The following is a 26,947-nucleotide window of genomic DNA, read 5'->3' as shown; positions in this document are numbered from 1 at the left end:
GAGAGACGGGTGCACACTCAAACATTACAATTGAAAAAATGAACCTGTCGCCGCGGTCACATGCGGCAGCAGGTCGCTTCTTGGTTAGGCAAAACGAGGAGTGGCAATAAAATCGTCTGCTTGAAGAGATTCTTTTATTTTTGAAGATCATTACCTATGAACTTTGTTCTTATTCCCCGGATTATGGCTTCACCTTCACGATCATGCTATCGTAAAACTGATCATTCACATACACCAGGAGCCTCCACAACCCGGCTTCCGGCAGTTCCATGGTACTTGGCAGGGTCTCATTGAAATACTCACCGCCTAAGTTTGATTCGAGAATTGTCCTCACATCCTGGGTTCCTTGTTTGACGGCATCGACGCGCAGCGGCCCCTTCAACTCTCCGCCGGCAAAGAAATGCCAGAGAAATTTATTGGGTTGTCCTGAAGTAAAGCCGCTTGAGACGTAGCCCATGCTCATGATGTCGCCTGTCACGGTCGTATTGTTCAAATCAAAATCCGGTGCAATCTCCCAGTTGGAATCCGGGATATCGAAAACAACGTCTCCTTTTTTTTGCCCATCGATGAAGACATCGAACCTCCACATGCCGGCATAGGGCATCCCGAATTTGGAACCGAGCCGGATCGAATCCTTTAAGCCCATGGTGCGGTCGATTTGGGTGTCGGGCAGCTCGGTCAGCGTGAAGCCGGTCTCACGGTTCGTCGCGGTGATCCGCACCGAGGAGTTTTGAAGCTCGTCATACGGCATTTCCAGAATCCAGTAGCATCCCGACGCCCGGCCGGCCTCGTAATCGTCGCCCGGAATCGCTTCGATCAGCGTTTTCTTGCCCTTTACGTAAGCAGAATGGAGCTTCCATGCCCCTTTGGCGGTACCTTCCCCGAACCCGCGAGACGCCAAATTCCACGGACTTTGCTGCGGGCTCAGCTTCACGGACATCAGCAGCAACGCAACTGCCAGAACCACAGCTGTTCCGATCAAGCCGTAAACCTTCAAGCGTCTTGGAAGGCGGGGGAGATTCCGTTGTTTCTGCCATCCTTGCAGGACATGCTTCTCCATTTCCGGCGTGAACATGTTCCGGTCAAACGGAGGCTGTTTCAATTCCTCATACCACTGCGGTCTAGCGTTCTTCATGGCCGAGATCTCCCTTCATCGCTTTTTCCATGCGTTTTCTGGCCCGGTGGATCCGGGATTTGACCGTTCCCTCGGCGACGCCGAGCAGGGCGGCTATCTGTTTATAATCGAGCTCGTAATGCGCCTCGAGCACAAGGACCTCCCGGTATTTGGCGGGAAGCCGGAGGACATGGCTCCATATGCTTTGCGCCTCGATACGGTCCAAGTATTCGCTTTCGGCCGAGCTGGCATCGCCGCGCTCAACGCGTTCCATGAGAATGACTTTTCTCACGCTATGCGATCTCAGCCAATTCCGGCTGAGGTTGCGGGTGATGGCGAGCAGCCAGGTTTTCGGTGTACTCCGCCTCTCAAATCCCCTCCAATGCTCGTAGGCTCTCAGGAATACTTCCTGGGAAATATCGTCAGCCGCTTCTTTGTTTCTTGTTATGAAAAAGGCGAAGTTCCAGACATCCTGCGCGTAATGCCGCATAAGGTCCTGCAGCGCGTCATACGGATCGTCGGAAATCATCATGCCGCCGATGCTTTCCATGTATATCCCCCCTCTAATGAAGTAGACAATCGAGCCGCGATATCGTTCCCGTTCGACATTACATTTCATCCAAGATTTTAACAAGCAGGAAAGATTTGAAACAAGATCGAACCTTAATACGTATATCCTTATATAGACAGTTTGGAACATATTTAGGAGGATGCTACCATGGAAACGCTTTTCTGGAGCTGTCTGGCAGGCGGAATCCTGTTTGCGGTGGTCAGCGTGGTGCTGGGGGACCTGGTCAGCCATGCCCTTGACGGGCTGCTCGACTTTTTATCGGTTGATTTCCTGAAGCCGATGGTCATCGCAAGCGCGGTAACGGTGTTTGGCGGAGCGGGCATTTTATTGATGCACTACACGGGTTTTGGCGGTCTGGTCACGGTTTTGCTGTCGGTGGTGATTGCCGTGGTGATCTCGGCGCTGGTTTACGTCTTTTACGTCAAGCCGATGGACAACAGCGAAAATTCCACCGGCTATTCCATCCGCGAGCTTTCCGGCCGTATCGGCGAGGTCACCATACCGATCCCCGAAACGGGCTTCGGCGAGGTTATGATCAAGCTTGGCGCCGGGAATACCGTGCATATCGCATCCAGTTTTGAGCGTCACCTGCTGTCTGCCGGTACACGGGTCGTTGTCGTCGATGTGCTCGACGGGGTACTGCGTGTCACCAAACTAGATGAGAGAAGAGGAGATGTTGTTTGATGGAATTGCCAGAGTACCTGCTCATTCCGAGTATTGTCGTAGGGGTAATCATTGTTTTGGGTTTGGCGTTTTGGGCCCGTTACAAAACTGTAGGACCGGATGAAGCGATGATCGTAACAGGTTCTTTTTTGGGAAGTAAAAATATTTCGGAAGACGATTCCGGCCGCAAAATCAAAATCGTACGCGGTGGCGGCGCCTTCATTCTGCCGGTATTCCAGCAGTCGGAATTTATATCGCTGCTTTCCCACAAGCTGGACGTTTCAACACCTGAGGTTTATACCGAGCAGGGGGTTCCCGTCATAGCCGATGGCGTCGCCATCATCAAGGTAGGCGGAACGATCGAAGACGTGGCAACGGCGGCGGAGCAGTTCATCGGCAAACCGATCGAAGCGTTGAAGGGCGAAGCCCAAGAGGTGCTCGAGGGTCATCTGCGTGCGATTCTCGGCTCCATGACTGTGGAGGAAGTGTACCGCAACCGCGACAAGTTCGCGCAGGAGGTACAAGGCGTAGCGGCGCGTGATTTGAAAAAAATGGGTTTGCAGATCGTCTCCTTCACCATTAAGGATGTGCGCGATAAGCAGGGATATCTGGATGCGCTGGGTAAACCGCGAATTGCCGCCGTGAAGCGGGATGCAGAGATCGCTGAAGCTGAAGCGATGCGGGATGCGCGGATTCAGAAGGCGAATGCCGAAGAACAGGGGCAAAAGGCCGAGCTGCTTCGGGATACCAATATCGCGGAAGCATCGAAGGAAAAGGAACTGAAGGTTGCATCCTTTAAAAAGGATCAGGATACGGCCAAGGCGGAAGCCGACCAAGCGTATCATATCCAGGAAGCGCGCGCCAAGCAGACCATGGTCGAAGAGCAGATGAAGGTCGAACTGGTCCGCAAGGAGCGCGAAATCGACCTGCAGGAAAAAGAAATTATGGTTCGCCAGAAGCAGTATGATGCGGAAGTGAAGAAAAAGGCGGATGCCGATCGCTACGCGGTCGAGCAGGCGGCCGAAGCGGATAAAGCGCGGAGAATGCGCGAAGCCGATGCGCTGCAATACTCCATCGAGACGCAGGCGAAGGCCTCTGCGGAGCAGAAGCGCCTGGAAGGTCAGGCGATTGCCGATGCGGAGCGCGCAAAGGGTACCGCGGAAGCCGAAGTCATCCGTCTGCGCGGTTTGGCCGAGGCCGAGGCGAAAGAAAAGCTGGCGGAAGCCTTCCAAAAGTTCGGCGAAGCGGCCGTGCTCGATATTATCGTCAAGATGCTGCCTGAACTGGCAGGGAAAATCGCGCAGCCGATCTCATCGATCGACAAGCTTACCGTGGTGGACACGGGCAAAGGCGAAGGCGCGGCACGCGTCAGCAACTATGTAACCGAGCTGATGTCCACAGCGCCCGAGATGCTGAAGAACGTATCCGGCATCGATGTGGAGAGTCTGATCAAGAACCTGACCACCAAATCGAAACCGGCGCCAGCCCCGGCGGTTGCCCAGCAGCCTGCCCATGACCTGGTGAGCCTGGAAGCCGGAGTGACGCAGGAGTAATCTCCAGCAAGGAACAGAGCTTTGACTTTGTGACCGCCAAAATGAGCGGTTCCGGTCTTGCCGGTGGATAAGGGTCGGCCAAAATGGACATAACACATAAAAAGCAGCGCATTCCCGATTCAGGGAATGCGCTGCTTTTATTTATTTGAAGCCGTTCATGTGCGCTCTACCAGGCGGATGCCTCAGCTGCAGGCACAATTCAAAACCGGCTTGCGCGCCGCGGTCGTTTCGTCCAGACGGGTCACCGGCGTATCGTAAGGCGCGTTCAGCAGCAGCTCCGGCTGCTCCTCGGCCTCCTTGGCAATTTGGATCATCGTATCGATGAAGGCGTCGAGCGTATCCTTGCTCTCCGTTTCCGTCGGCTCGATCATCATGCACTCCTCCACGTTCAGCGGGAAGTAGATGGTTGGCGGATGATACCCGAAGTCGAGCAGCCGCTTGGCAACGTCAAGTGTACGTACGCCGTATTTTTTGAGCGGCGTGCCGGACATGACGAACTCATGCTTGCAGATGCCCGGATAAGGCACGTCGAAGTACGGCTCCAGACGTTTCATCATATAGTTGGCGTTCAGCACGGCGCATTCGGATACGCGGCGCAGGCCTTCCGGACCGTAGCTGCGCATGTAGGTGTAGGCGCGCACCAGGATGCCGAAGTTGCCGTAATAGGCTTTTACGCGGCCGATCGATTGATCGTTTCCGCCTGCAAGCGTGAACGAGCCGTCTTCTGTTTGGGAGACGAAGGGACGGGGCAGGAACGGCACCAGCCGGCTTTTGACGCCTACCGGTCCGGCTCCCGGGCCGCCGCCGCCGTGCGGTGTGCTCATCGTCTTATGCAGATTCAGGTGAACGACGTCGAAGCCCATGTCTCCCGGGCGGGTTATGCCCATGATGGCATTGGAGTTTGCACCGTCATAGTAGAGCAGGCCGCCGGCTTCGTGAACGATCGCAGCGATTTCCTGGATTTGCTCCTCGAACAGGCCGAGCGTGTTCGGATTGGTCAGCATCAGGGCAGCCGTGTCGCTGCCGACGGCGGCACGCAGCGCATCGAGATCCACCAGTCCCTTGTCTGTCGACGGGATCGTGATGGTCGTAAGGCCCGCCACGGAGGCGCTCGCCGGGTTGGTGCCGTGCGAGGAGTCCGGCACGATCACTTTATCGCGCTGCTCGCCGCGGCTCTCATGGTACGCCCGGATCATCATCAGTCCCGTCCATTCCCCGTGGGCGCCGGCAGCAGGCTGCAGCGTCACGGCATCCATGCCGGTAAGTCCGGCCAGGTCCTGCTGCAGCTGATACAGCAGCTCCAGCGCGCCTTGAATGCTTTCCTCCGGCTGATAAGGGTGGATCTTGGCGAATCCGGCATAACGGGCGACGTCTTCGTTGACTTTCGGATTATACTTCATCGTGCAGGAGCCGAGCGGATAGAATCCGTTATCCACGCCGAAGTTGCGGCGAGACAGCTCCGTATAGTGGCGGATCACGTCAACCTCGTACACCTCCGGCAACGCCGCAGGCTCGCTGCGCAGCATGGAGGCCGGGATCAGGGACGCCGTCTCCTCGGCAGGGACGTCCAGCTCCGGCAGGGAATAGGCGATGCGGCCGGGGTGGCTCAGCTCGAAAATCAATGCTTTTTCCTGTATCATAAACAGCCCTCCAGCAGTGATGCGAATTGGTCGATCTGTTCTTTCGTTCTGCGTTCCGTTACGGCAACCAGCATATGGCCTTGAAGCTCCGGATAAGAACGTCCCAGGTCATAGCCACCAAGGTAGCCCTTTTGCAGCAGCTTGGCGTTGACTTCGGATACAGACGTGCCATCCGGCAGCTGAATGACGAACTCATTGAAGTAAGGAGAAGTGAACGCGAGCTTTACGCCAGGGATGCCTGCCAGGCGCCCGGCGGCATAATGGCTCTTTTGCAGGTTCAGCTGGCCGACCTCGATCATCCCCTGCTTGCCCATAACGGACATGTAGACCGAAGCGCAGAGCGCAAGCAGCGCCTGGTTCGAGCAAATGTTGGAGGTCGCCTTTTCGCGGCGGATATGCTGTTCGCGGGCCTGCAAGGTCAGCACGAAGCCGCGTTTGCCGTTGTGGTCCACCGTTTGGCCAACGATGCGTCCGGGCATTCTGCGCATATGATCCTTGGATACGGCGAAAAATCCGCAGGTCGGGCCACCGAGCGAGGACGAGATACCGAGCGGCTGGGCGTCACCGACCACGATGTCGGCGCCAAGCTTACCTGGCGCTTCCAGCAGTCCCAGCGAAATCGGATTGGTGCTGACGATCATGAGACCCTTATGCGAATGAATAAGATCGCCAATCGCGGCCAGATCCTCGATTGAGCCAAAGAAATTCGGATTCTGTACCAGCACGGCGGCGGTATCGCCGGAAACGGCCTTTGCCAGCTTCTCCATGTCCGTCACGCCGTTTTTCGCTGGGATCTCGATGATTTCAAGATCCAGCCCATGGGCGTACGTATGCAGCACCTGTCTGGATTCCGGATGCACCGCTGCCGAAACGACGAGCTGCTTGCGCTTCGTGGCAGCACTCGCAAGGGAACCGGCTTCGGCAAGCGCCGTCGCGCCGTCGTACATGCTGGCATTGGCTACGGCCATGCCCGTCAGCTCGCAAATGTAGGACTGGAATTCGAAAATCGCCTGCAGCTCGCCTTGGCTGATTTCCGGCTGGTAAGGCGTATAGGCGGTGTAAAATTCCGAGCGTGACACCACATGGTTGATGACGGACGGAATATGATGGTCGTACAGGCCGGCCCCGAGAAAGCTCGGATACTGGTCTGTGTTGGCGTTTTTCGCTGCCAGGGCAGAAAGATGGGAGGTAAGGGCATATTCATCCAATGCACTGGACACAGGCAGATCGCCTTTAAAACGAATTTCCTCCGGAATATCCTGGAACAGGTCTTCGATGGAATTCAATCCGACGGTTTTCAGCATATCCTGCTGATCCTGCTCGGTCATGGGCAGATAACGGTGCTTCACTTGGAGTCAGCTCCTTTGCGGGCTCTTTTGTAAAATGGAACGCTTACCACTTCGGCTTTCAGGCGTTTGCCGCGGATATCGACCTCGACTTCGGTGCCGATGGCGGCGAAGCTGCTGTCGACCAGCGCGAGTCCCAGGTTTCGTTTCAGGGTGGGTGACTGAGTGCCTGTGGTGATTTCGCCGATCTGCTTGTCGCCGGCAAATACCGGGTAATGCGAACGCGGGATGCCGCGGTCGATCATTTCCACGCCGACCAGCTTCCGCGGCACGCCGCTGTTTTTTTGCTGCAAAAGCGCTTCCTTGCCGATAAAATCATCCGTCTGGTTCAGCTTCACGAAAAAGCCGATGCCGCCCTCGAGCGGAGAAATATCCTTGGACAGCTCTTGTCCGTAGAGCGGGAGCTTCGCTTCAAAACGAAGCGTATCGCGGGCGCCGAGACCGGCTGGCAGAAGGCCTTTCGCCGCGCCGTGTTCAAGGAGTCCTTTCCATACGGCGGGAGCGTCTGATGACGGCAGATAAATCTCGAAGCCGTCTTCTCCGGTGTAGCCTGTGCGTGACAGAAGGACGGAAGCACCGAACAGTTCGACGTGTTGCAAAAAATGAAACGCTCCGAGCGTGGTTATATCCTCTTTGACGAGCGGGGCTAACATCTCTTCCGCTTTGGGTCCCTGGAGTGCAAGCAAGGCGGTATCATCGGATTCGTTGGTCATCTCCACGCCTTCGGAAAGATGCTGCTGCAGCCACTCCCAGTCTTTGTCGATGTTCGATGCGTTCACCACCAGCATGTAGGACTGGTCAGCCAGCTTGTAGACAAGCAGATCATCCACTACGCCGCCGTCCGGATAGCACATTGCGCTGTATTGCGCATGGCCGGGGACAAGCGTCGTGACGTCGTTAACGGTTACATGCTGGATAAAGCTTTCAGCCTGCGGTCCCTTTACCAGAAACTCGCCCATGTGGGACACGTCGAACAGACCGGCCGCTTCGCGGACAGCCTCATGCTCTTTATGGATCCCGCTGAACTGGACGGGAAGCTCCCAGCCGCCGAAATCGATGCAGCGCACGCCGGGAATATCGGCATACTCAGGAAAAAGCGGAGTTCTTTTAAGCTCGGACACGTCATCACCTTCTCATGTTTATTTTAAGGAATATAGAATGTACGTTTTCAGTGAAGCGAAAGCCGCTCTATATTCAGGGTCAACTGCCTGATGGACGCACTGCCGCTGTGAAGCCGCCGAGGGGCGGTTTTTAATCACAGCAAAAAGGACAGGCAGAAGAACAAGCATGCCGTTTGCGGCATACTGATCCTCATGCTCTGTCCTTGGTACCTGAGAGTTACCTTGCTGACTTGCGGGCAAAAAGGGTTAATGAAAGGATTACATACGTTTTGCACCGGGTCAGCAATTTTCCCCTTGGGTGATTCTTTCGCGTAAGAATTCTCTCCAGAGATGCGTCCAGCAATGGTCCTTTTGCCTGAGAGATTCACCCTTGCAAGGGCTTACTCCTTCGGCGTCACTAACGATCAGTAATCTCTCCCATTACCTTCATCCGCTATTGAATTGTCTTACTATCATTAATACTCAAAGCCCCTCTTCATGTCAACAACAAATCAGGCGGGGGCGGGATTTAACCCCAGGCTGAAAATTCATAAAGATTTAAACCGGGATGAATTCAATAAAAAGGTACTGATTTCCAATCGGGCGCGTTACAATGTTGTGAGCGGCACAGGAATACATCTGAATCGGGAGGGATCGGAGAAAATGGACCGAGTTGTTGGCGTGGATATGGGATGTACCAAGATGCTTATGTATGCGGAAGTGGATGGCAAGCCTATTGAGAAAAAGGTTCCGACCGGGCTGGACTGCCCGATTGAACGGCTGAAGCAGGAAATCGACAGCTTTATCGAGGCGCTTCCTTTTGTTCCAGCGGGGCTTGGCATGGCGGTTCCCGGACTGGTAGAGGGCGATCACCGCGTGAAGCATTCGGATATCCGCTCGCTATCCGGCATCACGACCGATTATTTCGGGGCCGGCAGATTCCCGGTCCGCTTCATTAACGATGTCAAATCGGCTACCGTGGCGGAAACGGCCCATTACAAGGACAAGGATACGATCGCGGTGATCATGGCTGGTTCGGGCGTTGCCCTTGGCGTTTATTCGAAGGGGCGCATGATTACGGGCGCCCATGGCTTTGCCGGGGAATTGGGATACTGCATGATCCAGACGGAGAACGGGCCTCAGACGCTGGACAGCATGGCCGGCGGCATCGGCATTTTGCACCGGGCAGGCTGCGGCATCGACGAATTTCTTGAGCGGATAAGCCGCAAGGAACCGGAGGCGATCCAGCTGCTGGAACAGGCCGGGGTGCATTTCGGTCTTGCCTTGACTAATGTCATCCATCTCTTCAACCCGGACGTCATCGTGATCGGCGGAAGTACGGCAACATATCCCGGATATATGGAGCATGCGCTGGAAACCGCGAAAAAGCATACGCTGCCCGATATGTTCAAGCCATGCCTCATTGCGCCGACCAAGGACGGCAAGCGGATCGTTGCCCTCGGGGCGATGGAATACTTGCGCAGCGGCATGCAGCTTTAGAGCGGAGAATGCATAGGTTAGAATGAAAGCGTTTGTTGTGGAATATAAAGGGGAATATATGCTCTCGAAAGGAAAATGGTGTCTCGGGATTTTGGCAAGCGGACGATACGCTAAACGGCTGGCCGGGGAATCTGCAAAACGGGGAAGACGTTATATTGACACCGCTGTTCGCTCTGCTTTATTCTTAAGGGGATTAGGATTGTAAATGGTTACAGAATATCGATGATTTCCATATATAGCGGATGAAGGCGAACGGGAGAGACCGTCCTGGACAGGGACGGCACCGAAGGAGCAAGCTGCAGGCATGCACAGGCCGCGCAGCTAATCTCTCAGGTACAAGGAACCGTCGCCGGACGCAGCTCTGGAGAGAGCGTCAGCCACCCAAGGGGAACGCGGAAACGATGGATTCCGTTTAAACTCTCAGGTACAAGGGACAGAGAAAAAAGGTGCTGCATACCTTTTTTTGCTGTCCTTTTTTGCTGGGCTTTTGGACGACTGTACAACTTCCTGATATGAATACCTATTACAGGAGCGTGGAAGACCTTGAGATTCAAAAATGTATTTTCCATCATCGGTCCCTCCATGGTTGGACCCTCCAGCTCCCATACGGCGGGCGCTGTCCGGATCGGCAGAGTGGCTCGCCAGCTGCTTGGCTGTCAGCCCGAGACGGCGCAGATGACGCTGTTCGGATCTTTTGCCGAAACCTACTGGGGGCATGGAACGGATCTGGCGCTAACGGCCGGTCTTCTTGATTATGACACGGATGATGAACGGATTCCGGAAGCGGATATTGAAGCGGAGAAAGCCGGAATGAGCATGGAATGGGTGCAGGGAAAAGGCAACGGGCCGCATCCGAATTCGGTGAAAATCACGCTGCGCTCTGGTGAGCGTAAAGCGGAGATCGTAGCCGCCTCCATTGGCGGGGGCACTATTGCGGTTTACTCCCTGAATGGCTTCGATGTCCAAATAACGGGGGAGTATCCGACAATAGCGGTGACACACTCCGACAGCCAGGGCGTGCTGGCCAGCCTGACGGCGCTGCTCAGCCGGGAAGGCGTGAATATCGGCTATATGGACGTGGACCGCAAAGGACGCAGCGAAGCGGCCATGACCGTCTTTGAACTCGATTCCGCTCCGTCGGCGAATGCAATCAACGAGATGATGAAGCTTCCGCATATTCTGGAAGTGACGATGATCGATTTGACCCAAAGGAGCTAGTTGACCTATGAGATTTGAAACACTGGAACAGCTGGCAGACATCTGCCTGAAAGAGAACAAAACGATTGCCGAAGTAATGCTGGAGGATCAAGCCAAGGAAACGGGAATTTCCGAGGAAGACGTGTTCCGGCAGATGGCGGATTATTATCAGGTGATGAAGGAAGCCGTCCAGAAAGGGCTGACCGGCAATACCAAATCCCGCAGCGGACTGACGGGTGGGGATGCCAAGAAGGTCGCGGATTACATGCAGCACAATGAGCCATCGCTCGGCGGACCTTCTGCAGCCGCCATGGCTTACGCGCTTGCCGTCTCCGAAGTGAATGCCTCCATGGGCCGAATCATCGCTACACCGACAGCGGGCTCCTGCGGCATCATCCCCGGCGTATTCGTCAGCACGCAGGAACGCTTCAGCTGGGATGATGACCGGATGGTTCGCGGCTTGTTCGCCGCCGGAGCCATCGGTTATGTCATCGCCAATAACGCCTCCATCTCCGGAGCGGAAGGGGGCTGTCAGGCGGAAGTCGGGTCGGCGATCGGCATGGCAGCCGGAGCGATGGTGGAGCTTCGCGGAGGATCGGCGCAGCAGGCGGTTCATGCCGTCGGCCTTGCGCTCAAGAACTGCCTGGGCCTGATCTGTGATCCGGTAGCCGGGCTGGTGGAAATCCCCTGCATCGTGCGCAACGGCCTTGGAGCCGTTACCGCGCTGGCTGCGGCCGATATGGCCCTGGCCGGGGTCGGCAGCGTCATTCCTGCCGATGAAGTTATCGGCGTCATGCTGGAGGTGGGCAGCGCCATGCCAACCAAGCACCGCGAAACCGGAAAGGGCGGGCTGGCCGCGACACCTACCGGTCGCAAGCTGACCAAGGAATTGGTGGAGCAGCGCCGCAGAAAAGCCAAGGAGGCCAAGCAGCCGCCTTCAGACAACAGCTAAGGCTGAAGGACTCATTGCCGCCAAACATGTCATCCGATCATTACACTAATCGAAGGAGAGTTGAAAAGAATGAGCAATGTGAAAGAGAACCGTTGGTACAGCAAGGACCATGAATGGGTAGAAAAGGTTAGCGGAAGTGTCGTGCGCATCGGCATCAGCGATTTTGCGCAGCATCAGCTGGGCGATATCGTGTTTGTGGAACTGCCGGAAGAAGGCGCGGAGATCAAAGCCGAGGAGAGCATCGGGACGATTGAATCCGTCAAAACCGTATCGGACCTGTTCAGCCCTGTCGCCGGTCAAATCACGAAGATCAATTCGCAGCTCGCCGATGAGCCTGAACTGGTGAACAATGAGCCTTATGAAGGCGGATGGATGGCAGAAATCGAGGTTCAAGGCGACCTCGAAGAGCAGCTGGCGGCTTTGCTCAGCGCCGAGCAGTACGAAAAGTTCCTGGAAGAATAGAGCATGACAAAAGAAGAGGCGTGCGGATGATTGGTTTCATCCGGCACGCCTTTATTTGATTTCGGTCTGCTCTTCCGCATGCTTTGGGCGGAATACCCAGGTACGGCTTACAAAATAGTTGATGAACACCCCGGCAGCCGTCACCAGCAGCTTGGCGGCAACGAGAGGAAGGTGTTTGTCCATCAGGCTCAGCAGGAGGGCCGTACCGGCGGCAATGACTGCATTGACCGCTATAAAGCGGAGCATTTGGCCATAATCGCGGGCGTGCTTTTGACCGAATGTCCAGCGGCGGTTCAGAATGTAGCTGTTCAGCATGCCCGCCGCATAGGAAACGATTTGCCCGACTATGCTTCCAAGCAAGGAATGTACAAGAAAAAACACAATAAAGTCAACCAGAGTATTGCTCACGCCCACGATGCCGAAACGGATGAAGCGCTTCAGTTCGTCATGTCCCGATCGTTCAACCACGCATCCTTCTCCTTCCAGCCTCCGGATAGCGGAATCCGTTCCGCACCGCCGGGTTATCCGTTCTATGACTCTATTATGTATTTTTTACGAAACCTTGTGCAACTCTTGCCCAAGAAACCCAAGAAACCTGTCCTTTTCTATTCACCCTGCAGGAATTTGGGCCGATATAACGCATATAAACCCTTGCAAATGGCAACAAAGACACATAGGATGTGTTAGAGCGATTTTGCATACATCGAATGTCAAGAATATGGTGGTGTGAAAATCATGAATGAAGGTACGACGGTTTACGATGGCCGTGATTTGGGCTGCACTTACGCCAAAACGGAAAGCATATTCAAGCTGTGGGCGCCCGATGCCGCCAAAGTCACGCTGGCTCTCTACCAGGATGCGGGAAACTATAATGCCGCGGGTGAGGTAACGGTTCATACGGACGGTCTGGAAATCGGGATGAAGAGCTTGAATAACGGCATCTGGTTTTTGCGATTCTACGGTGATCTTGCCGGCCGGTATTACATGTATAAGATCGAAGGAGACGATGGCAGCATCCGTTATGTTGCAGATCCGTATTCACGGGCTGTGAGCGCGAACGGGGCCAGATCAGCCATTATAAATATGCAGAATTGGAATCCTTCAGGGTGGGAGGAAGATCAGCGTCCTCCCATGCGGGGTGCTCAGGATGCGGTGCTATATGAGCTGCATGTGCGGGATTTTTCGTCCGATCCGGATGCGGGATTTCAGTATAAGGGAAAATTTAAAGCGTTTACCGAGACCGGACTGCGGGACAGGGACGGGAACGCGATCGGGATCGACCATCTGGCGGAGCTGGGCGTCACGCATGTCCATTTGCTGCCCGTATTCGATTTCCAAACGGTCAATGAACTGCAGAACGATGATTCGGGCGCGTCCGAGCCGGAGTATAATTGGGGGTATGATCCGCAGCATCTGAACGTACCCGAAGGGTCTTATGCGACCGATCCAACCGTACCCGGAGTCCGGATACTTGAGTTCAAGGAAATGGTGATGGCCTTGCACCGCAAAGGCATAAGGCTCATCATGGACGTGGTATACAACCATACGTATAGCGTCGAGCATGGCCCCTTCGAGGCGGCTGCGCCGGGGTACTTCTATCGCCGGGATGCCGAAGGCCGGCTTACAAACGGGTCGGGTGTGGGCAATGAATTGGCCACGGAGCGGCCGATGGTTCGCAAGTATATTTTGGATTCGGTCAGATATTGGGCCGAGGAATATCACGTGGACGGCTTCCGCTTCGATTTGATGGGTTTGATTGATACCGGTACCATAGAGCAGGTTACCGAAATGCTGCACCGCGAAGTGGATCCGAGCCTGCTCATTTACGGGGAGCCCTGGACGGGGGGAGAAACACCGCTGCAGCAGCAAACGCTGAAGGGAACCCAAAGAGGAAGAGGTTTTGCGGTGTTCAACGACCACTTCCGCGGTGCCCTCAAAGGCGACAGCGACGGCGGGGGAAAAGGCTTTGCGACAGGCCAGCAAGGACTTGAAAGCGCAGTGCTGGAAGGGGTTAAGGGGGCCGTACATGACTTTACGGATTCTCCGCTCGAAACGATCAATTATGTCACCGTACACGATAATTTGAACCTCTGGGATAAGGTGCTGCTTACGCAGGGGCTGCGGGATGATGCCGGCTTCCGGGAAATCCGGGACGGGCGGCTTACCGACGGCGGAAGCTTGCGGGAAGCGGTGGAGCAATCGGACCCGTATCGCAGCGTAGATCATGACCACATCATGGGCAGCGAAACCGTGAAGCGCGCCGTGCTGGCGAATGGAATCGTGCTCACATCCCAAGGCATCCCGATGATTCAGGCCGGAGAGGAGCTGCTGCGCACGAAATACGGCGACCATAACAGCTACCGCAGCGGTGATCTGATCAATACGATCCGTTGGCAGAACAAACGGAGATTCAAGCCTGTTTTTGATTACTATCGGGGGCTCATCACGCTTCGGAAAAACCACCCGGCCTTTCGCATGACCTCCCGGGAGCAGGTGGAAAAGCATCTGGAGGTGCTTCGCTGCCGGGACAATACGGTGGCGTACCGGCTGAAGGATTTCGCCAACGGCGATACGTGGAAAAATATCATTGTCATCTATAACGCCAACCAAGATCAGGTCCGGCTCGATATCCCTTTTTCCATTACCGGCTGGAAAGTCGCCGTTAACGCCGAGCATGCCGGCGACCAGGCGCTGGAGCTGCTCGTGGATGAAGCCGTCACCGTTCCGGCCTTATCCATGATGGTGCTTTACGAGGAAATCGGCGGTACGCCGCGGCCAACCAAACGGGTTGATTTTCAGTATGAACGGCCTGACGGGAAATATGAGGGCTGGAATTTATGGGTTTGGGGCACCGGACTCGGCGAACAGCGGCTGGATTTTGTACAGGTCGAGCATGGCAGAGCCGTAGCCACGATGATAGTGCCGGCATACACGAAAAGGATCGGCTACATCGTGCGTCTGAACGAGTGGGAGGCAAAGGATGTCGATGAAGACCGGTATATTGATCTTAGTCACATCCAGGGTACCACGACTGTGCTGATTCAGAGCGGATCGGAACTGGTGAAAAGGATCAGCTGAGCGAATGGTCCGGAAATGGAATTGACAAGATGGCCAATCGGGGCTAAAGTAAGTCGTGAATAAGAATTTCATACGAAATCCACTAGGGGAGCCGCGATTCAGAGCGGCTGAGACAAGGATGCTTGGACCCTTTGAACCTGATCCGGATCATACCGGCGTAGGGAAGTGGAGACGGACTTCTCTTGAGGATCGATGTTTATTTATCCTGCTGACTTGATGAAGCCGCTCCATTTCGGGGCGGCTTTTTTTGATCGAAAAAAAGCTTTTGCCTCGAAGTTTCATCTCCTTGTTTTCATGATGATCCTCTTCATGCTGGCGTATGCTGTGCCATTGCATTATGTATGCGGATCCGGCGGCTCCTTGCGGGGATTTCATCCAATTGATGCGGAGGTGCTTCATAAATGGCCCGTTTTACCGAAGAACTGAGAAGCGCGGCGGACCCGATTTTCCAAGCGATTTTGGATCATCCGTTCGTGCGGGGAATTGCGGAAGGAACGCTGCGGAAGGAACAGCTGATGCATTACGTGAAGCAGGATTTCGAATACCTGAACGCTTACATCCGGATTTATGGCATTGCGATCTCCAGATGCGCCGACCGTTCTGTCATGGCTCTTTTCAACGAACAAATTTCGTTTATTCTGAACAGCGAAACGCATCCGCATCAAAATTTCTGCGAGGTCGCCGGTGTGACTTACGAACAGCTGCAGGGATATCCCCTTGCCCCTTCCGCCGACCATTATGTCCGGCATATGCTGAATGCTGCCTATGAAGGAGCCTTGGAAGACATCGTTGCGGCCATGCTGCCATGTCCATGGACCTATGTGGAGATTGGGCGCAAACTGCTTGAAGAGATAAATCCGGAGCCTTCCCACCCTTTTTATGACTGGATGCATTTCTATGGAGACCGGGAATTCGGCATTACGGAGCAGCTGCGCCATGTGCTGGACGACTCCGCGCAAACGCTGACTCCGGCCCGCAAGCAACGGCTGATGGAGCATTTCCTGAAGAGCTGCCAGCTGGAGTATATGTTTTGGGATATGGCTTACCGCTTGGAGGACTGGCCGGTTGATCTGCCGCAAGCAGAGGAGGTGGGAGCATGATTCCGAATATGCAGCATCTTCCCCGGGCAATCAAGCAGCGGCGGCCGCTCATACATAATATGACGAACGTGGTCGTCACGAATTTTACGGCCAACGGGCTGCTCGCCATCGGCGCTTCTCCCGTGATGGCTTACGCGCGTGAGGAAACGGCGGATATGGCCAAAATGGCAGATGCGTTGGTGCTGAACCTGGGTACGCTCAGTTCAGAGCTGGTCGAATCAGCCATCACTGCGGGAAGGTCGGCAAACCTGCATGGCGTTCCGGTGCTGCTTGATCCGGTAGGAGCCGGGGCGACGGCATTCCGGACGAAATCGGCACTGGCCATCCTGCGCGAGGTCCGCGTATCCATGGTACGGGGCAATGCGGCGGAAATTGCGCATCTGATTGGCGAGTCCGCGGGCATTAAAGGCGTGGATGCCGATGATACGGGAGAGGATGCTCCCGTGGATTTGGCCGCCCGGGCCGCAAACCGTCTCGGCACGATCGTCGTCATTACGGGGAAGGAGGATGTGATCACCGACGGAAGCAAAGGCTACGTCATCCGCGGCGGACATCCGCTCCTGACCCTGGTCACAGGTACCGGCTGCTTATTGACCTCGGTCATGGGGGCTTTTGCGGCAGTAGAGAATGATCTGCTCGCAGTTGGCGCCGCGGCTTTGGCCTTCTACGGAGCCGCTGCCTCAAGAGCGTTCGAAGCCGGGGGATTCCGCGGACCGGGAAGCTTTCAACCGGCGTTTCTTGATGCGCTGTACGAGATGGATCGTTACGAGATCGACGAAGAGGCCATTGTGTGCCACCGGGCCTTGGCCGGAAGAGGGTTTCTGCAATGAGCACGCCCAGAGCATTGACGGTGGCAGGCTCCGACAGCGGCGGGGGCGCAGGGATTCAGGCCGACATCAAAACGTTTCAGGAGCTGGGGGCATTCGGCATGTCCGCCCTCACGGCGGTGACGGTGCAGAACACGCTGGGCGTTCAAGGCGTGTATCCGTTAACGCCAGCAGCGGTAGCGGAGCAGATGGAAGCGGTTGGCAAGGATTTGGGCGTGGATGCGGTCAAGACCGGGATGTTGTTCAGCGCGGACATCATCGAGGCGGTGGCGGACAAGATTGAATCCTTCGGCTGGCGAAGCGTCGTCGTGGATCCGGTCATGATCGCCAAAGGAGGCGCCGAGCTGCTGCGCCGCGATGCGGTTGAAGCTCTGAAGCGCAAGCTTCTCCCGCTTGCGCTGATCGTTACCCCGAACATCCCCGAGGCGGAAGAGCTTGCAGGAATGCGGATCGTGACTATGGGGGATCGTCGTGAGGCGGCGCTCCGCATTGCGGAGTACGGCGTTAACATGGTCGTCATTAAGGGCGGACACGCGCCGGAAACCGAGGAGGCTGTCGATCTGATGTACGACGGTGCGGCCTTCACGAGGCTGGCAGGCAGACGGATTGCAACCCGGCATACGCACGGCACGGGCTGCACCTTTTCGGCGGCTATTACCGCAGAGCTGGCCAAAGGAGTACCCGTACCCGAGGCCGTTCATACGGCCAGGCTGTACATACAAGCGGCCATCGAGGATTCGCTTGAGCTCGGAGGCGGCAGCGGACCTACGAATCACTGGGCTTACGGCCGCCGAAAGGAGAGCGTCCGATGACGGGGGCAGCTGCGGAGCAGCTGAGGAATCTGCTGCGCTTGTACATCGTTCTTGGCAGCACGAACTGCAAAGGCGATCCGGCGGTCGTCACCGCGGAAGCCATCCGCGGCGGCGCCACGATGATACAGTTCCGGGAGAAGGGCCCGCATGCGAGCACGGGAGCTGCGAAGGAAAAGCTTGCCCGGCGAATTCAAGCCGTCTGCCGCGCAAACGGCATTCCGTTTATCGTTAATGACGATATCGAACTCGCCTTGGCGGTGGATGCCGACGGGGTTCACATCGGCCAGGACGATGAACCGGCCTCGCAGGTGAGAGAGAAGATCGGAAATAAATGGCTGGGATTGTCCGTCCATACGGCGGAGGAAGCGAAGCTTGCAGCCAAGCTGAACGTAGACTATATCGGGGTGGGACCCGTCTACCCGACCGCCTCCAAAGCGGATGCCCGCGAAGCTTGCGGGACGGCGGCGATTCGTGAAATAAGGGAGCACGGCGTTACGCTGCCTCTTGTCGCCATCGGCGGCATTACCCCGGAGCGCGTGCAGGAAGTCGTATACGCCGGGGCTGACGGCATTGCGGTCATCTCCGCGGTAACGTCCGCTCCCGATTCACGTCATGCGGCGCAAAAGCTGGCTCGGGAGCTGAATTCAGCCTTTTGGCGTTATGGATCCCTTCGGCCGTAATTCCTGACGAAGACGATAATTGGAAGCTGCCCGCCGGGCAGCTTCTTTTCGTGTTGAGTCATTCCCCAGCGTTTCCGCCTCTTGACCCCAGGTAAAGCGTCAATTGGGATCGTCCCGATTTAGTGATAAAATGGAAGGGACGTTGAATCAGAAAGGGTGTTTACGATTTTGGACGAGCTCATCATACGTACTCGCAATGGTCTACTGCAAGGCATCCGACAACAGGGCGTGCGCGCCTGGAAGGGAATTCCGTATGCTGAGCCTCCGATCGGAAAGCGTCGTTTCCGCAGACCGGTGCCGGCTCAGTCCTGGACGGGAATCCGCGAAGCCGCTGCTCCCGGGCCGCTTGCCCCTCAGCCAGTCGATCCGGCCGGAGGCGTATTCGGCCTGAGGCGCGGCGACATTCAGCAGTCGGAGGACTGCTTATACCTTAACGTCTGGGCACCGGATAGCGTATCCGGGGAGCCGCTGCCGGTCATGGTATGGATTCATGGCGGCGCATTCGTTACGGGCGGAGGCGGACTGCCGATATATGACGGCTCTGCGTTGGCAGAGCGGGGCGGATTGATCGTCGTATCGATCAGCTACCGGCTTGGAGCGCTTGGATTTGCGCATATGGGACCTTATTCGGATGGCAGCGACGACGGGTATGTCAGCAATGCCGGGCTGCTGGATCAGATCGCCGCGCTGGAGTGGATCAAGGACAACATCGCGTCGTTTGGCGGAGATCCGACCCAGGTGACGGTGTTCGGCGAATCGGCCGGCAGCATGAGCATTGCCGCGCTGCTCGCCATGCCGGCGGCGAAGGGGCTGTTCTGCCGCGCCATTATGCAGAGCGGAGCATCGCAGGCTATCCCGGATGAGCAGGGACGGCTATTAGCTAAAGCGCTGCTTGAGTCGCTTGGCGTTGCCGACCATCATCTTGATAAACTGGATTCATTGAGTACGGAAGACATTCTTCTGGCGGGAAATAAGCTGAAGCAGGCGGCCGGCTCAAGCGCGATCATGCTGTTCCAGCCGGTGATCGACGGGAAGGAGCTGCCGCTTGATCCGCTGGAGAGCGTTGCCCAAGGCTCCGCAACAGGCATCGAATTGATCATTGGGACAAACCGGGAAGAAGGTGCCTTATTCATTCAGGACGGCATGCCGCTATTGTCCGGAGAAAAGAATGCCAAAGCCTATGCCGCGGTAACGGGCGACCCGCGGGCGGCTTCCTGGATCGGGGATTATCCGATGACGGTTGACGGCCAGCGCCAGGCGATGACGGAGCTCTACTTCTGGAGATCGGCGCTGCGGTTTGCCGAAGCGCACCGGAAGCATGCGCCGGTATGGATGTACCGCTTTGATTTTGCATTGGTTCCCGGGCACCGTTTGCTGGGAACGGCCTTTCACTCTGCGGAAATTCCGTTCGTTCTTGGCCATCTGGGACTGCTTCAGTCGGCAGGCATGCCTGTAGACGCAGGAGCGCAGGAGGTTGCCGAGCAGATGCAGGATGCCTGGGCCGCTTTCGGTAAAAGCGGCAGTCCGTCCACGCCGCAGCTGGAATGGCCGGCATACGACGGAGATCAGCGATGGACGATGATCTTCGGGGAGGAAAGCGGGCTGGTTTCCGATCCGGAACCGGAGAAAAGAAAACGGTTGACCGAATCCGCATAACTTCCTCGCCGGTCAGCCTTTATGCTTGGAATGAGCCCCTATCATGTAAGCCGATCCGTAAATCCGGATCGGCTTTTTTCAATCGTAAGAATCGGCTGCCACGGGCTTTTGCGAATATGGATGGACCAGCTGTTTGGAATTGATCCGGCTCTGGGGTCTCGTGGCCGCAGGCCGAGTTATGCTACAATAGCATATCATACCAAAGAACGATGCCCGCTCTGTTTCGCCGCGTCTTTGATGCGACCAATGGCATACCCAAGGAGGCAGGAATGAGGAATTCGATTTATGAATTGGTGGAGACGAGCGGCGAGCTGCCGTTTGACGTTTCCCTGCACAGCGTCAATTATGTGCCCAGCCACTGGCACAACAGCATGGAGATCATTTTCGTGCTCCGCGGTACGCTGGAGGCGACCGTGGACAACCGCCGCCATCGCCTGTCCGAAGGCGATGTCCTCGTCATCAATTCGAGCCATGTGCATGAGGTGATCGGGCTTGATCTGAACATCATCGCAACCTTTCTCATTCCGGACGCTTACATACGATCGAATTTGAAAGGCATGGACTCGGTATATTTCGAATGCGATTCCCGGCTCGCGGGCAAAGAGCAGCGGCAGGGACTGGACCGGATCCGCCAGCTGCTGGCCGAGATGGTTCAGCTCAGGTATAAACGGGGGGACGTATACGAGCTCGAAATGCAGATCCGCATGCTCGGTGTCTTGTCCGCGCTGGCCCAGCAGTTTCGCACCGAAGCCCGGAGCGAAGCGATGAACGAGAAATACAAAGAGCGGATGCTGCGGATCATCAGCTATATTGACGACCATTACGAGGAGCCGATCTCCCTACAGACGATCGCGGACCGCGAATTTTTGTCGGTTCCGTACCTTTCCAAGTTTTTCAGCGATAATATCGGCCTGAATTTTCAGTCCTACCTGACCAGCATCCGCTTGAAAAACGCCGTGGAAGAGCTGCTGAGCTGCGATGAGGAACGGATTTCCGATCTTGCCCTGAAGCATGGATTTCCGAATGCCAAATCCTTTTATTCGGCTTTCAAAAACCGGTATCACATGACGCCGAACGAATACCGGAAACAGTACCGTCCGGGGATGAGGGAAGGGGAAGACAAGCCGGCGGCCACCACCAATTATTTGGCTTTTAACCAATCGAGCGCGCTTGGCATTATCAGCCAGTACCTGCAGCGGACGAAGCTCGACGAGGAATCCCGGGTCCGGGCTTTGGAATCCGTAAGCGAATTGGTGGATGTTTCCCCCGGAGGCACGGCACTCAGGCATACCTGGAAAAATGTCATCACGATCGGGAAAGCGAAGGAAGGCCTGCATGCGGATGTGCAGGATCAACTAAGGTATATGCAGAAGCATTGCCCGTTCCGCAGCATCCGGTTCCATGGAATATTTGACGATGGGATGATGGTATACCGCGAGAATGAGGAAGGCAAGCCGCATTATAATTTCCGCTTTGTGGATCAGCTGTTTGATTTTTTGTTGTCCATTGGGTTGAAGCCTTTTGTCGAGCTCGGTTTTATGCCGTCGGAGCTGGCCGCCGACCCTGTGAAAAAGTTGTTCCATAAGCCCAGCTATGTCAGCGCACCCAAATCGATGATACGTTGGTGCGAGCTTATCGAGCGCTTTTTGCGTCACTGCATGAACCGTTACGGTGCCGCTGAAGTGGAAAGCTGGAAGTTTGAATTCTGGAACGAACCGGAGTTTGACGCCTTTTGGCCCGGCTCGGCTTCCGAATATATGGATTTCTATCTGCATACTTACGAGACGTTAAAAAGGGTCTCGGACAAGCTGCAGATCGGTGCGCCTGGACGGATCATCACACTGCGCTCCATGACCTTTAACCGGAATTTTTTCGCCTTTTGCCGGGAACATGGCTGTCTACCGGATTTCATCCCGGTGCATTTCTATCCTCATGAACAGTTGGATGAGATGATGAAAATGGATGAAATCTCGGGGCTGTACAAGCTGGAGCCCTATCGGGAGCTGTTGGAGGAATTCGGAGGCATTTCGCCTAATCCCGACTTCCTCAAAGACACGCTGGAGCACGAAAAAAGAATGCTCGACGAGCTCGGACTCTCCCATCTTCCGCTATATCTCACAGAGTGGAATTCCACGGCATATCATCGCGAGCTGACGAACGACACGTTGTACAAGGCTGCCTATATCGTCAAAAATGTCGCTGAAAATCTGGACCGTATCGAGGGCTTCGGATATTGGGTGCTCAGCGACAACATCGAAGAGACGCCAGCCTCCGAAAATCTCTTTCACGGCGGATTGGGGCTGATCGCCCAGTACGGTATACCCAAGCCGGCCATGCTCGGTTATGAGCTGCTGGCGAAGCTTGGAGACCGGCTGATTGACCGCGGGGAGCACTATCTTGTCACGGCCGGAAAAGGGGGATATCAGCTGCTCAGCTACAATTACTGTCACTTCGACGATTTGTACGCTTTGGGCGACATCTCCTTTATAGATGAGCAAAACAGATATAACGGGTTCAAGGACGAGAAAACGTTGAAGCTGGAAATGGAGCTTGCGAACGTTCCGAAAGGCCGTTACCGGATGGTTACCCATACGGTCACGCGAACCCATGGCAGCAGCTATGACGCCTGGGTGCGCATGGGAGCGCCGGCATACGTTAACGCCGAGGAAGCGGATTACTTAAAAGCTTCCGCAAAAGCGCGGATGAACGTGAGGCAGATCGACATAGAGGGGAGCGTCACCTGCACTTCGCTGCTGGAGCCGCATGCCGTCGAATTGATCGAGCTGTATCCGCTGGATTAGGATGCGTGTTCGCCAAGGAGTTTAGGGCTTGTGTCAATTTTTAATGTCCCGATATGCAGATATCGAAGCGCTTACATAAAATTCATTAAAAATCGTAACTCAAAGCGATAAGAAGCCGCCTGTCTGAAGATAGGGGGCTTCTTTTATACTTATTAATGTAAACGTTTTCAAATTTGATGTAGGGGGTCGCTTTTATGACACAAGCAACAACGAACGGGCAGGTCAAAACGCCTTTTGGAAGATTGACGTTCGGCATCATGGTCGGATACGGACTCATGATGGTCGCACTGATGACGCCGGCTTTACTGCTCTTGACCTTTAAAATGATCGAAATAGATCCGGATGGCTACACCTCATCCTACGGCTTGGTTGCAGGCATCGGTGCTTTCTTTGCCCTGATCGGCAATCCGATCGGCGGTGCGCTCAGCGACCGTACCAATATCGCTTTTGGCCGGCGGCGCACGTGGATTCTCATCGGGCCGATTGTCGGCTGCGCCGCTTTGTTAATGGTAGGTCTGGCAACGGAAGTATGGCAGGTCATGATTGGCTGGGCCATTGCGCAGCTGTTTTTCAACTTCGGGATGGCTGCATTCACGGCCTTGATTCCGGACCAGGTGAAGGAAGAAAAGCAAGGAACGATGTCCGGCTTGATCGGACTGGTTCTGCCGATCGCGATGGCGGTTGGAATGGTGCTTATGATGCTGCTGACAAGCCTGCCGTCCAATGCGAAATGGATTCTTCTGTCCATTTTGGGAGTCGTCGGACCGGTGATCAGCCTGTTCCTGATCCGTGACGGCAAGGTCCATATTCAGCCGAAACCGAAAGAACAGATCGCGCTCGGCGAACGGCTGAGCAAAATTTACCCCAGCCCGCGTAAATTCCCGCAATTTACTTGGGCCATCATCTCCAAGTTTCTCCTGATGATGGGGTACTGCAGCAGCTTGTATTTGACGGTCATGCTGGTGAACCGCATGGGCTTTACCGAAACGGAGGCAACGAACAGCGTGGGGACCATCAATATCATTTCCATGCTGGCGATGGCCGTGACCAGTATTTTCGGCGGCGTGCTCTCCGATAAGCTCCGCAAGCAAAAACCGTTCCTGTACGGATCGTCGCTTATTATGGTCGTCGGCATACTGGTCTACGCCTTCGTGCCGCATTACACGGCTTTTATTATCGCTTCCGCGGTCATCGGTTTGGGAGCCGGCTGCTTCTCGGCGGTGGATACGGCGCTTGTCGCGCGGATTCTGCCCCGCAAGGAGGACGCAGCCAAGGATTTTGGCCTGATGAATGTTGCCAATGCGCTGCCGCAGTCGATCGTACCGGCCATTGCGCCCCTGCTCCTTGGAATCGGCGGCTGGTCCTTCTTTTATATCGTCCTGGCCGTCTGCGTTGTCCTCGGCATGGTTGCGGTTAGACCGCTTCCGGAAGTCGGGCAGAGAACGGGCACGGATCAAGGGGCGGAAAGTCAGGCTCCTGTCGCTCATAGTATTTAATTGAGGTATTTAATTGAGGATCTATCAAGGTATTTCATCGCGTATACCATAACAGGCCTTGGAGGGAGAAAAACATGTCCAGAAACATAAAAGAATTGATATCACAAATGACCCTAGAAGAAAAAGCGAGCCTATGCTCGGGACTCAACATGTGGCAGACGAAAGCGGTGGAACGTGTTGGCATTCCGTCCATCGTGATGACTGACGGACCCCACGGTCTGCGCAAGCAGGCCAATCCGGGCGACATGTCCAGCAAAACGGTGCCGGCGACCTGCTTCCCCAGCGGAGCAGGGCTGGCCTCGTCCTGGGACCGCGAATTGATCCGCGAAGTCGGCGGGGCGCTCGGAGAGGAGTGTCTGGCGGAAGACGTACAGATCATTTTAGGCCCGGCCGTCAACATTAAACGCTCGCCGCTATGCGGGCGCAACTTCGAGTACTTTTCCGAGGATCCTTATCTGGCATCAGAGATGGGCGCGCAGCATGTAATGGGTGTTCAGGCTAAGGGAGTCGGCACCTCCGTCAAGCATTTCGCGGCCAACAACCAGGAAACATTGCGCAATTCGATCAATACGATTGTCGATGAACGGACGCTAAACGAGATTTATTTGCGCGCATTCGAGGGCCCGGTGACCGAAGCCGACGCATGGACGCTGATGTGCGCCTACAATCTCGTCAACGGGGATTTTTGCTCGGAAAACGAATATTTGCTGACCGAGGTGCTTAAAAAACGCTGGGGACACAGCGGCTTTGTCATGACCGACTGGGGAGCGATCAACGAACGCGTCAAAGGCCTGCAGGCTGGACTGGAGCTGGAAATGCCTTACGCCGGACCTGAGCGCGACCGCATGATCGTGGAAGCCGTCCAAGCAGGCGAACTGGATGAGCGCGTGCTGGATGAAGCGGTGGAACGATTGCTTGGCGTCATCTGGAAGACCTTCGACGCCCGTCAAGAAGGCTATGTATATGACCGTGAGGCGCATCACGCGCTCGCCCGGCAGGCAGCCGCGGAATGTATGGTGCTGCTGAAAAACGAAGGCAGACTGCTTCCGCTGGATCCCAAGCAATCGCTTGCCGTGATCGGTGCATTCGCGGATAAACCGCGTTATCAAGGCGGAGGGAGCTCGCATATTTCGCCTAGCCGCCTGGACGCTGCGCTGCCTGCCATTCGCGATGCGGCGGAGGGCGAGGTCGCATTTGCGCAAGGCTACGGGCTGACCGATGACGTGATTGATGAGAAGCTGATCGCAGAAGCCGTAGCGCTTGCAGCGTCGAAGGAAGTGGCGGTTATCTTCGCAGGGCTGCCTGAATCATTCGAATCCGAGGGCTTTGACCGGACGCATCTGCACATGCCTGCCTCCCACTGCGAGCTGATCCGGCGTGTGGCCGCGGCCCAGCCAAACACTGTGGTTGTGTTGTCCAACGGCGCACCGATCGCGATGCCCTGGCTGGATGCAGCCGCAGCCGTGCTTGAAGGGTATCTGGGCGGGCAGGCCAGCGGCAGCGCGGCGGCGGATGTGCTGTTCGGCCGCGTGAATCCAAGCGGCAAGCTCGCGGAGACTTTCCCTGTAAGCCTGGAGCAAACGCCGGCTTACCTGAACTTCCCGGGCGGTAAAAATGAGGTTTTTTACGGCGAAGGACTGTTTGTCGGATACCGATATTATGAAGCGAAAAAGGAAAAGCCGCTATTTCCTTTCGGCTATGGTCTCAGCTACACGACCTTTGCGTATGAAAAAATCGAGGTTGATAAAGCTTTGATGAAGGACACGGAGTCAATTCAAGTTACGGTGACCGTCCGCAATACGGGCAGCCGCGCAGGCAAGGAAATCGTCCAGCTGTATGTGAAGCCGGTTGACAGCTCGGTCGTTAGGCCGCCCAAAGAGCTGAAGGGATTCGAGAAGGTCAGCCTTCAGCCGGGTGAGTCAGCCAAGGTGACCTTTACGCTGGGCAAGCGAGCCTTCGCCTATTTCAATACGGACATCCACGACTGGTTTGCCGAAACGGGAATCTATGAAATTGTTGCAGGCCCATCCTCGGCAGATACCCCGCTCAGCGCGGAGGTCAAAGTGATTTCCACAGGCATCCCGTTCCGGAAGGTCACGCGGAATACGAAGTTCTATGAGCTGCTTGCGATTCCCGAAACCGCGGACTTTGCCGAAAAAGCCATGAACGACAGCGTCGAAGGCTTGAAGCAGATGGGCGCCATGTTCGCGGAAAGCATGGGGGACGGCAGCCTGATGCTGCTGTTTGATGAAATCATGAAGTGGAAGAAATATGACGGCCTGCGTTCGATGGCGGGACTGATGGGCGGCGGAAAAACGACCGAAGCGGATCTGGACCAGGTGATCCGTGAGCTGAACGAAACGTTGGGATTGTAAATTTCGATCTGAGGGAGGAAGCAG

Annotated in this window: 21 protein-coding genes and 4 riboswitches; of the genes, 15 read left to right on the top strand and 6 right to left on the bottom strand. The window is 55.6% G+C overall.

The genetic code is table 11. The annotated features are described in order from the left end of the window. Window positions 1-181: 181 nt before the first annotated feature. Both PCH05_RS08180 and PCH05_RS08175 read right to left on the bottom strand, forming a co-directional pair. A complete protein-coding gene (locus tag PCH05_RS08180) occupies window positions 182-1,135 on the bottom strand; it encodes a DUF4871 domain-containing protein (RefSeq protein ID WP_127601868.1) in 954 nt (317 codons plus the stop codon). Then, window positions 1,122-1,664, bottom strand: a complete 543-nt coding sequence (locus PCH05_RS08175; RefSeq protein ID WP_127601867.1) for an RNA polymerase sigma factor — start codon at window positions 1,662-1,664, stop codon at window positions 1,122-1,124. The genes PCH05_RS08180 and PCH05_RS08175 overlap by 14 nt, the downstream gene beginning before the upstream one ends. Window positions 1,665-1,832: 168 nt before the next feature. Between PCH05_RS08175 and PCH05_RS08170 the strand changes: the two genes are divergently transcribed. Next, window positions 1,833-2,369 (top strand): NfeD family membrane protein, encoded by a 537-nt coding sequence (locus PCH05_RS08170; RefSeq protein ID WP_127601866.1) that lies wholly within the window; start codon window positions 1,833-1,835, stop codon window positions 2,367-2,369. Then, on the top strand, window positions 2,369-3,901 hold the full coding sequence (gene floT, locus PCH05_RS08165; RefSeq protein ID WP_164766581.1) for a flotillin lipid rafts scaffold protein FloT: 1,533 nt from the start codon (window positions 2,369-2,371) through the stop codon (window positions 3,899-3,901). The genes PCH05_RS08170 and floT overlap by 1 nt, the downstream gene beginning before the upstream one ends. 182 nt (window positions 3,902-4,083) lie before the next feature. On the opposite strand, the gene gcvPB is transcribed toward floT, so the two are convergent. Genes gcvPB through gcvT form a run of 3 tightly spaced genes read right to left on the bottom strand, consistent with a single transcriptional unit; the run spans window position 4,084 to window position 8,008 of the window. After that, the gene (gcvPB, locus tag PCH05_RS08160; protein WP_127601865.1) at window positions 4,084-5,541 is read right to left on the bottom strand and encodes an aminomethyl-transferring glycine dehydrogenase subunit GcvPB; all 1,458 of its coding nucleotides are present in this window, start codon (window positions 5,539-5,541) and stop codon (window positions 4,084-4,086) included. Beyond that, window positions 5,538-6,869, bottom strand: a complete 1,332-nt coding sequence (gene gcvPA, locus PCH05_RS08155; RefSeq protein ID WP_127601944.1) for an aminomethyl-transferring glycine dehydrogenase subunit GcvPA — start codon at window positions 6,867-6,869, stop codon at window positions 5,538-5,540. The genes gcvPB and gcvPA overlap by 4 nt, the downstream gene beginning before the upstream one ends. Window positions 6,870-6,886: 17 nt before the next feature. Further along, window positions 6,887-8,008: a glycine cleavage system aminomethyltransferase GcvT gene (gene gcvT / locus PCH05_RS08150; protein WP_127601864.1), complete on the bottom strand. Its 1,122-nt coding sequence runs from the start codon at window positions 8,006-8,008 to the stop codon at window positions 6,887-6,889. A gap of 195 nt (window positions 8,009-8,203) precedes the next feature. Further along, window positions 8,204-8,338, bottom strand: a riboswitch (glycine riboswitch). Window positions 8,339-8,341: 3 nt separating this feature from the next. Continuing rightward, window positions 8,342-8,438, bottom strand: a riboswitch (glycine riboswitch). Window positions 8,439-8,650: 212 nt separating this feature from the next. On the opposite strand from gcvT, the gene PCH05_RS08145 reads away from it, so the two are divergent. From PCH05_RS08145 to gcvH, 4 genes are all read left to right on the top strand, one after another. Beyond that, complete coding sequence (locus PCH05_RS08145) at window positions 8,651-9,487, top strand: ROK family protein (protein ID WP_164766580.1); 837 nt, start codon at window positions 8,651-8,653, stop codon at window positions 9,485-9,487. Between the two features lie 243 nt (window positions 9,488-9,730). After that, window positions 9,731-9,842, top strand: a riboswitch (glycine riboswitch). A gap of 188 nt (window positions 9,843-10,030) precedes the next feature. Next, window positions 10,031-10,705: an L-serine ammonia-lyase, iron-sulfur-dependent subunit beta gene (sdaAB, locus tag PCH05_RS08140; protein ID WP_127601862.1), complete on the top strand. Its 675-nt coding sequence runs from the start codon at window positions 10,031-10,033 to the stop codon at window positions 10,703-10,705. A 7-nt stretch (window positions 10,706-10,712) separates the two neighbouring features. Beyond that, on the top strand, window positions 10,713-11,636 hold the full coding sequence (sdaAA, locus tag PCH05_RS08135) for an L-serine ammonia-lyase, iron-sulfur-dependent, subunit alpha (protein ID WP_127601861.1): 924 nt from the start codon (window positions 10,713-10,715) through the stop codon (window positions 11,634-11,636). Between the two features lie 69 nt (window positions 11,637-11,705). After that, entirely contained in the window at window positions 11,706-12,098 is a 393-nt protein-coding gene (gcvH, locus tag PCH05_RS08130) for a glycine cleavage system protein GcvH (protein WP_127601860.1), read from the top strand. Between the two features lie 51 nt (window positions 12,099-12,149). On the opposite strand, the gene PCH05_RS08125 is transcribed toward gcvH, so the two are convergent. Continuing rightward, window positions 12,150-12,566 (bottom strand): GtrA family protein, encoded by a 417-nt coding sequence (locus PCH05_RS08125; RefSeq protein ID WP_246049407.1) that lies wholly within the window; start codon window positions 12,564-12,566, stop codon window positions 12,150-12,152. A 267-nt stretch (window positions 12,567-12,833) separates the two neighbouring features. On the opposite strand from PCH05_RS08125, the gene pulA reads away from it, so the two are divergent. From pulA to PCH05_RS08080, 9 genes are all read left to right on the top strand, one after another. Further along, entirely contained in the window at window positions 12,834-15,176 is a 2,343-nt protein-coding gene (pulA, locus tag PCH05_RS08120) for a type I pullulanase (RefSeq protein WP_127601859.1), read from the top strand. A gap of 74 nt (window positions 15,177-15,250) precedes the next feature. Continuing rightward, window positions 15,251-15,357, top strand: a riboswitch (TPP riboswitch). Window positions 15,358-15,577: 220 nt separating this feature from the next. After that, entirely contained in the window at window positions 15,578-16,276 is a 699-nt protein-coding gene (tenA, locus tag PCH05_RS08115) for a thiaminase II (protein WP_127601858.1), read from the top strand. Further along, complete coding sequence (gene thiM / locus PCH05_RS08110) at window positions 16,273-17,106, top strand: hydroxyethylthiazole kinase (protein WP_127601857.1); 834 nt, start codon at window positions 16,273-16,275, stop codon at window positions 17,104-17,106. Before tenA ends, thiM begins: the two co-directional genes overlap by 4 nt. After that, window positions 17,103-17,915, top strand: coding sequence for a bifunctional hydroxymethylpyrimidine kinase/phosphomethylpyrimidine kinase (gene thiD, locus PCH05_RS08105; protein ID WP_127601856.1), 813 nt, complete (start codon window positions 17,103-17,105; stop codon window positions 17,913-17,915). Before thiM ends, thiD begins: the two co-directional genes overlap by 4 nt. Further along, window positions 17,912-18,595, top strand: coding sequence for a thiamine phosphate synthase (gene thiE / locus PCH05_RS08100; RefSeq protein ID WP_127601855.1), 684 nt, complete (start codon window positions 17,912-17,914; stop codon window positions 18,593-18,595). Before thiD ends, thiE begins: the two co-directional genes overlap by 4 nt. Window positions 18,596-18,751: 156 nt before the next feature. After that, a complete protein-coding gene (locus tag PCH05_RS08095) occupies window positions 18,752-20,251 on the top strand; it encodes a carboxylesterase/lipase family protein (protein ID WP_246049406.1) in 1,500 nt (499 codons plus the stop codon). 269 nt (window positions 20,252-20,520) lie between these two features. Then, on the top strand, window positions 20,521-23,052 hold the full coding sequence (locus PCH05_RS08090; protein WP_127601854.1) for a GH39 family glycosyl hydrolase: 2,532 nt from the start codon (window positions 20,521-20,523) through the stop codon (window positions 23,050-23,052). A gap of 194 nt (window positions 23,053-23,246) precedes the next feature. Then, window positions 23,247-24,548 (top strand): MFS transporter, encoded by a 1,302-nt coding sequence (locus PCH05_RS08085; protein WP_246049405.1) that lies wholly within the window; start codon window positions 23,247-23,249, stop codon window positions 24,546-24,548. Between the two features lie 74 nt (window positions 24,549-24,622). Continuing rightward, entirely contained in the window at window positions 24,623-26,923 is a 2,301-nt protein-coding gene (locus PCH05_RS08080) for a glycoside hydrolase family 3 C-terminal domain-containing protein (protein ID WP_127601853.1), read from the top strand. The last annotated feature ends 24 nt before the right edge of the window (window positions 26,924-26,947 follow it).

This window comes from Paenibacillus chibensis (genome assembly GCF_004001045.1).
In the GTDB taxonomy this organism is placed as follows: Bacteria; Bacillota; Bacilli; order Paenibacillales; family Paenibacillaceae; genus Paenibacillus_AQ; species Paenibacillus_AQ chibensis.
This window is presented reverse-complemented; position numbering and strand designations above follow the sequence as displayed.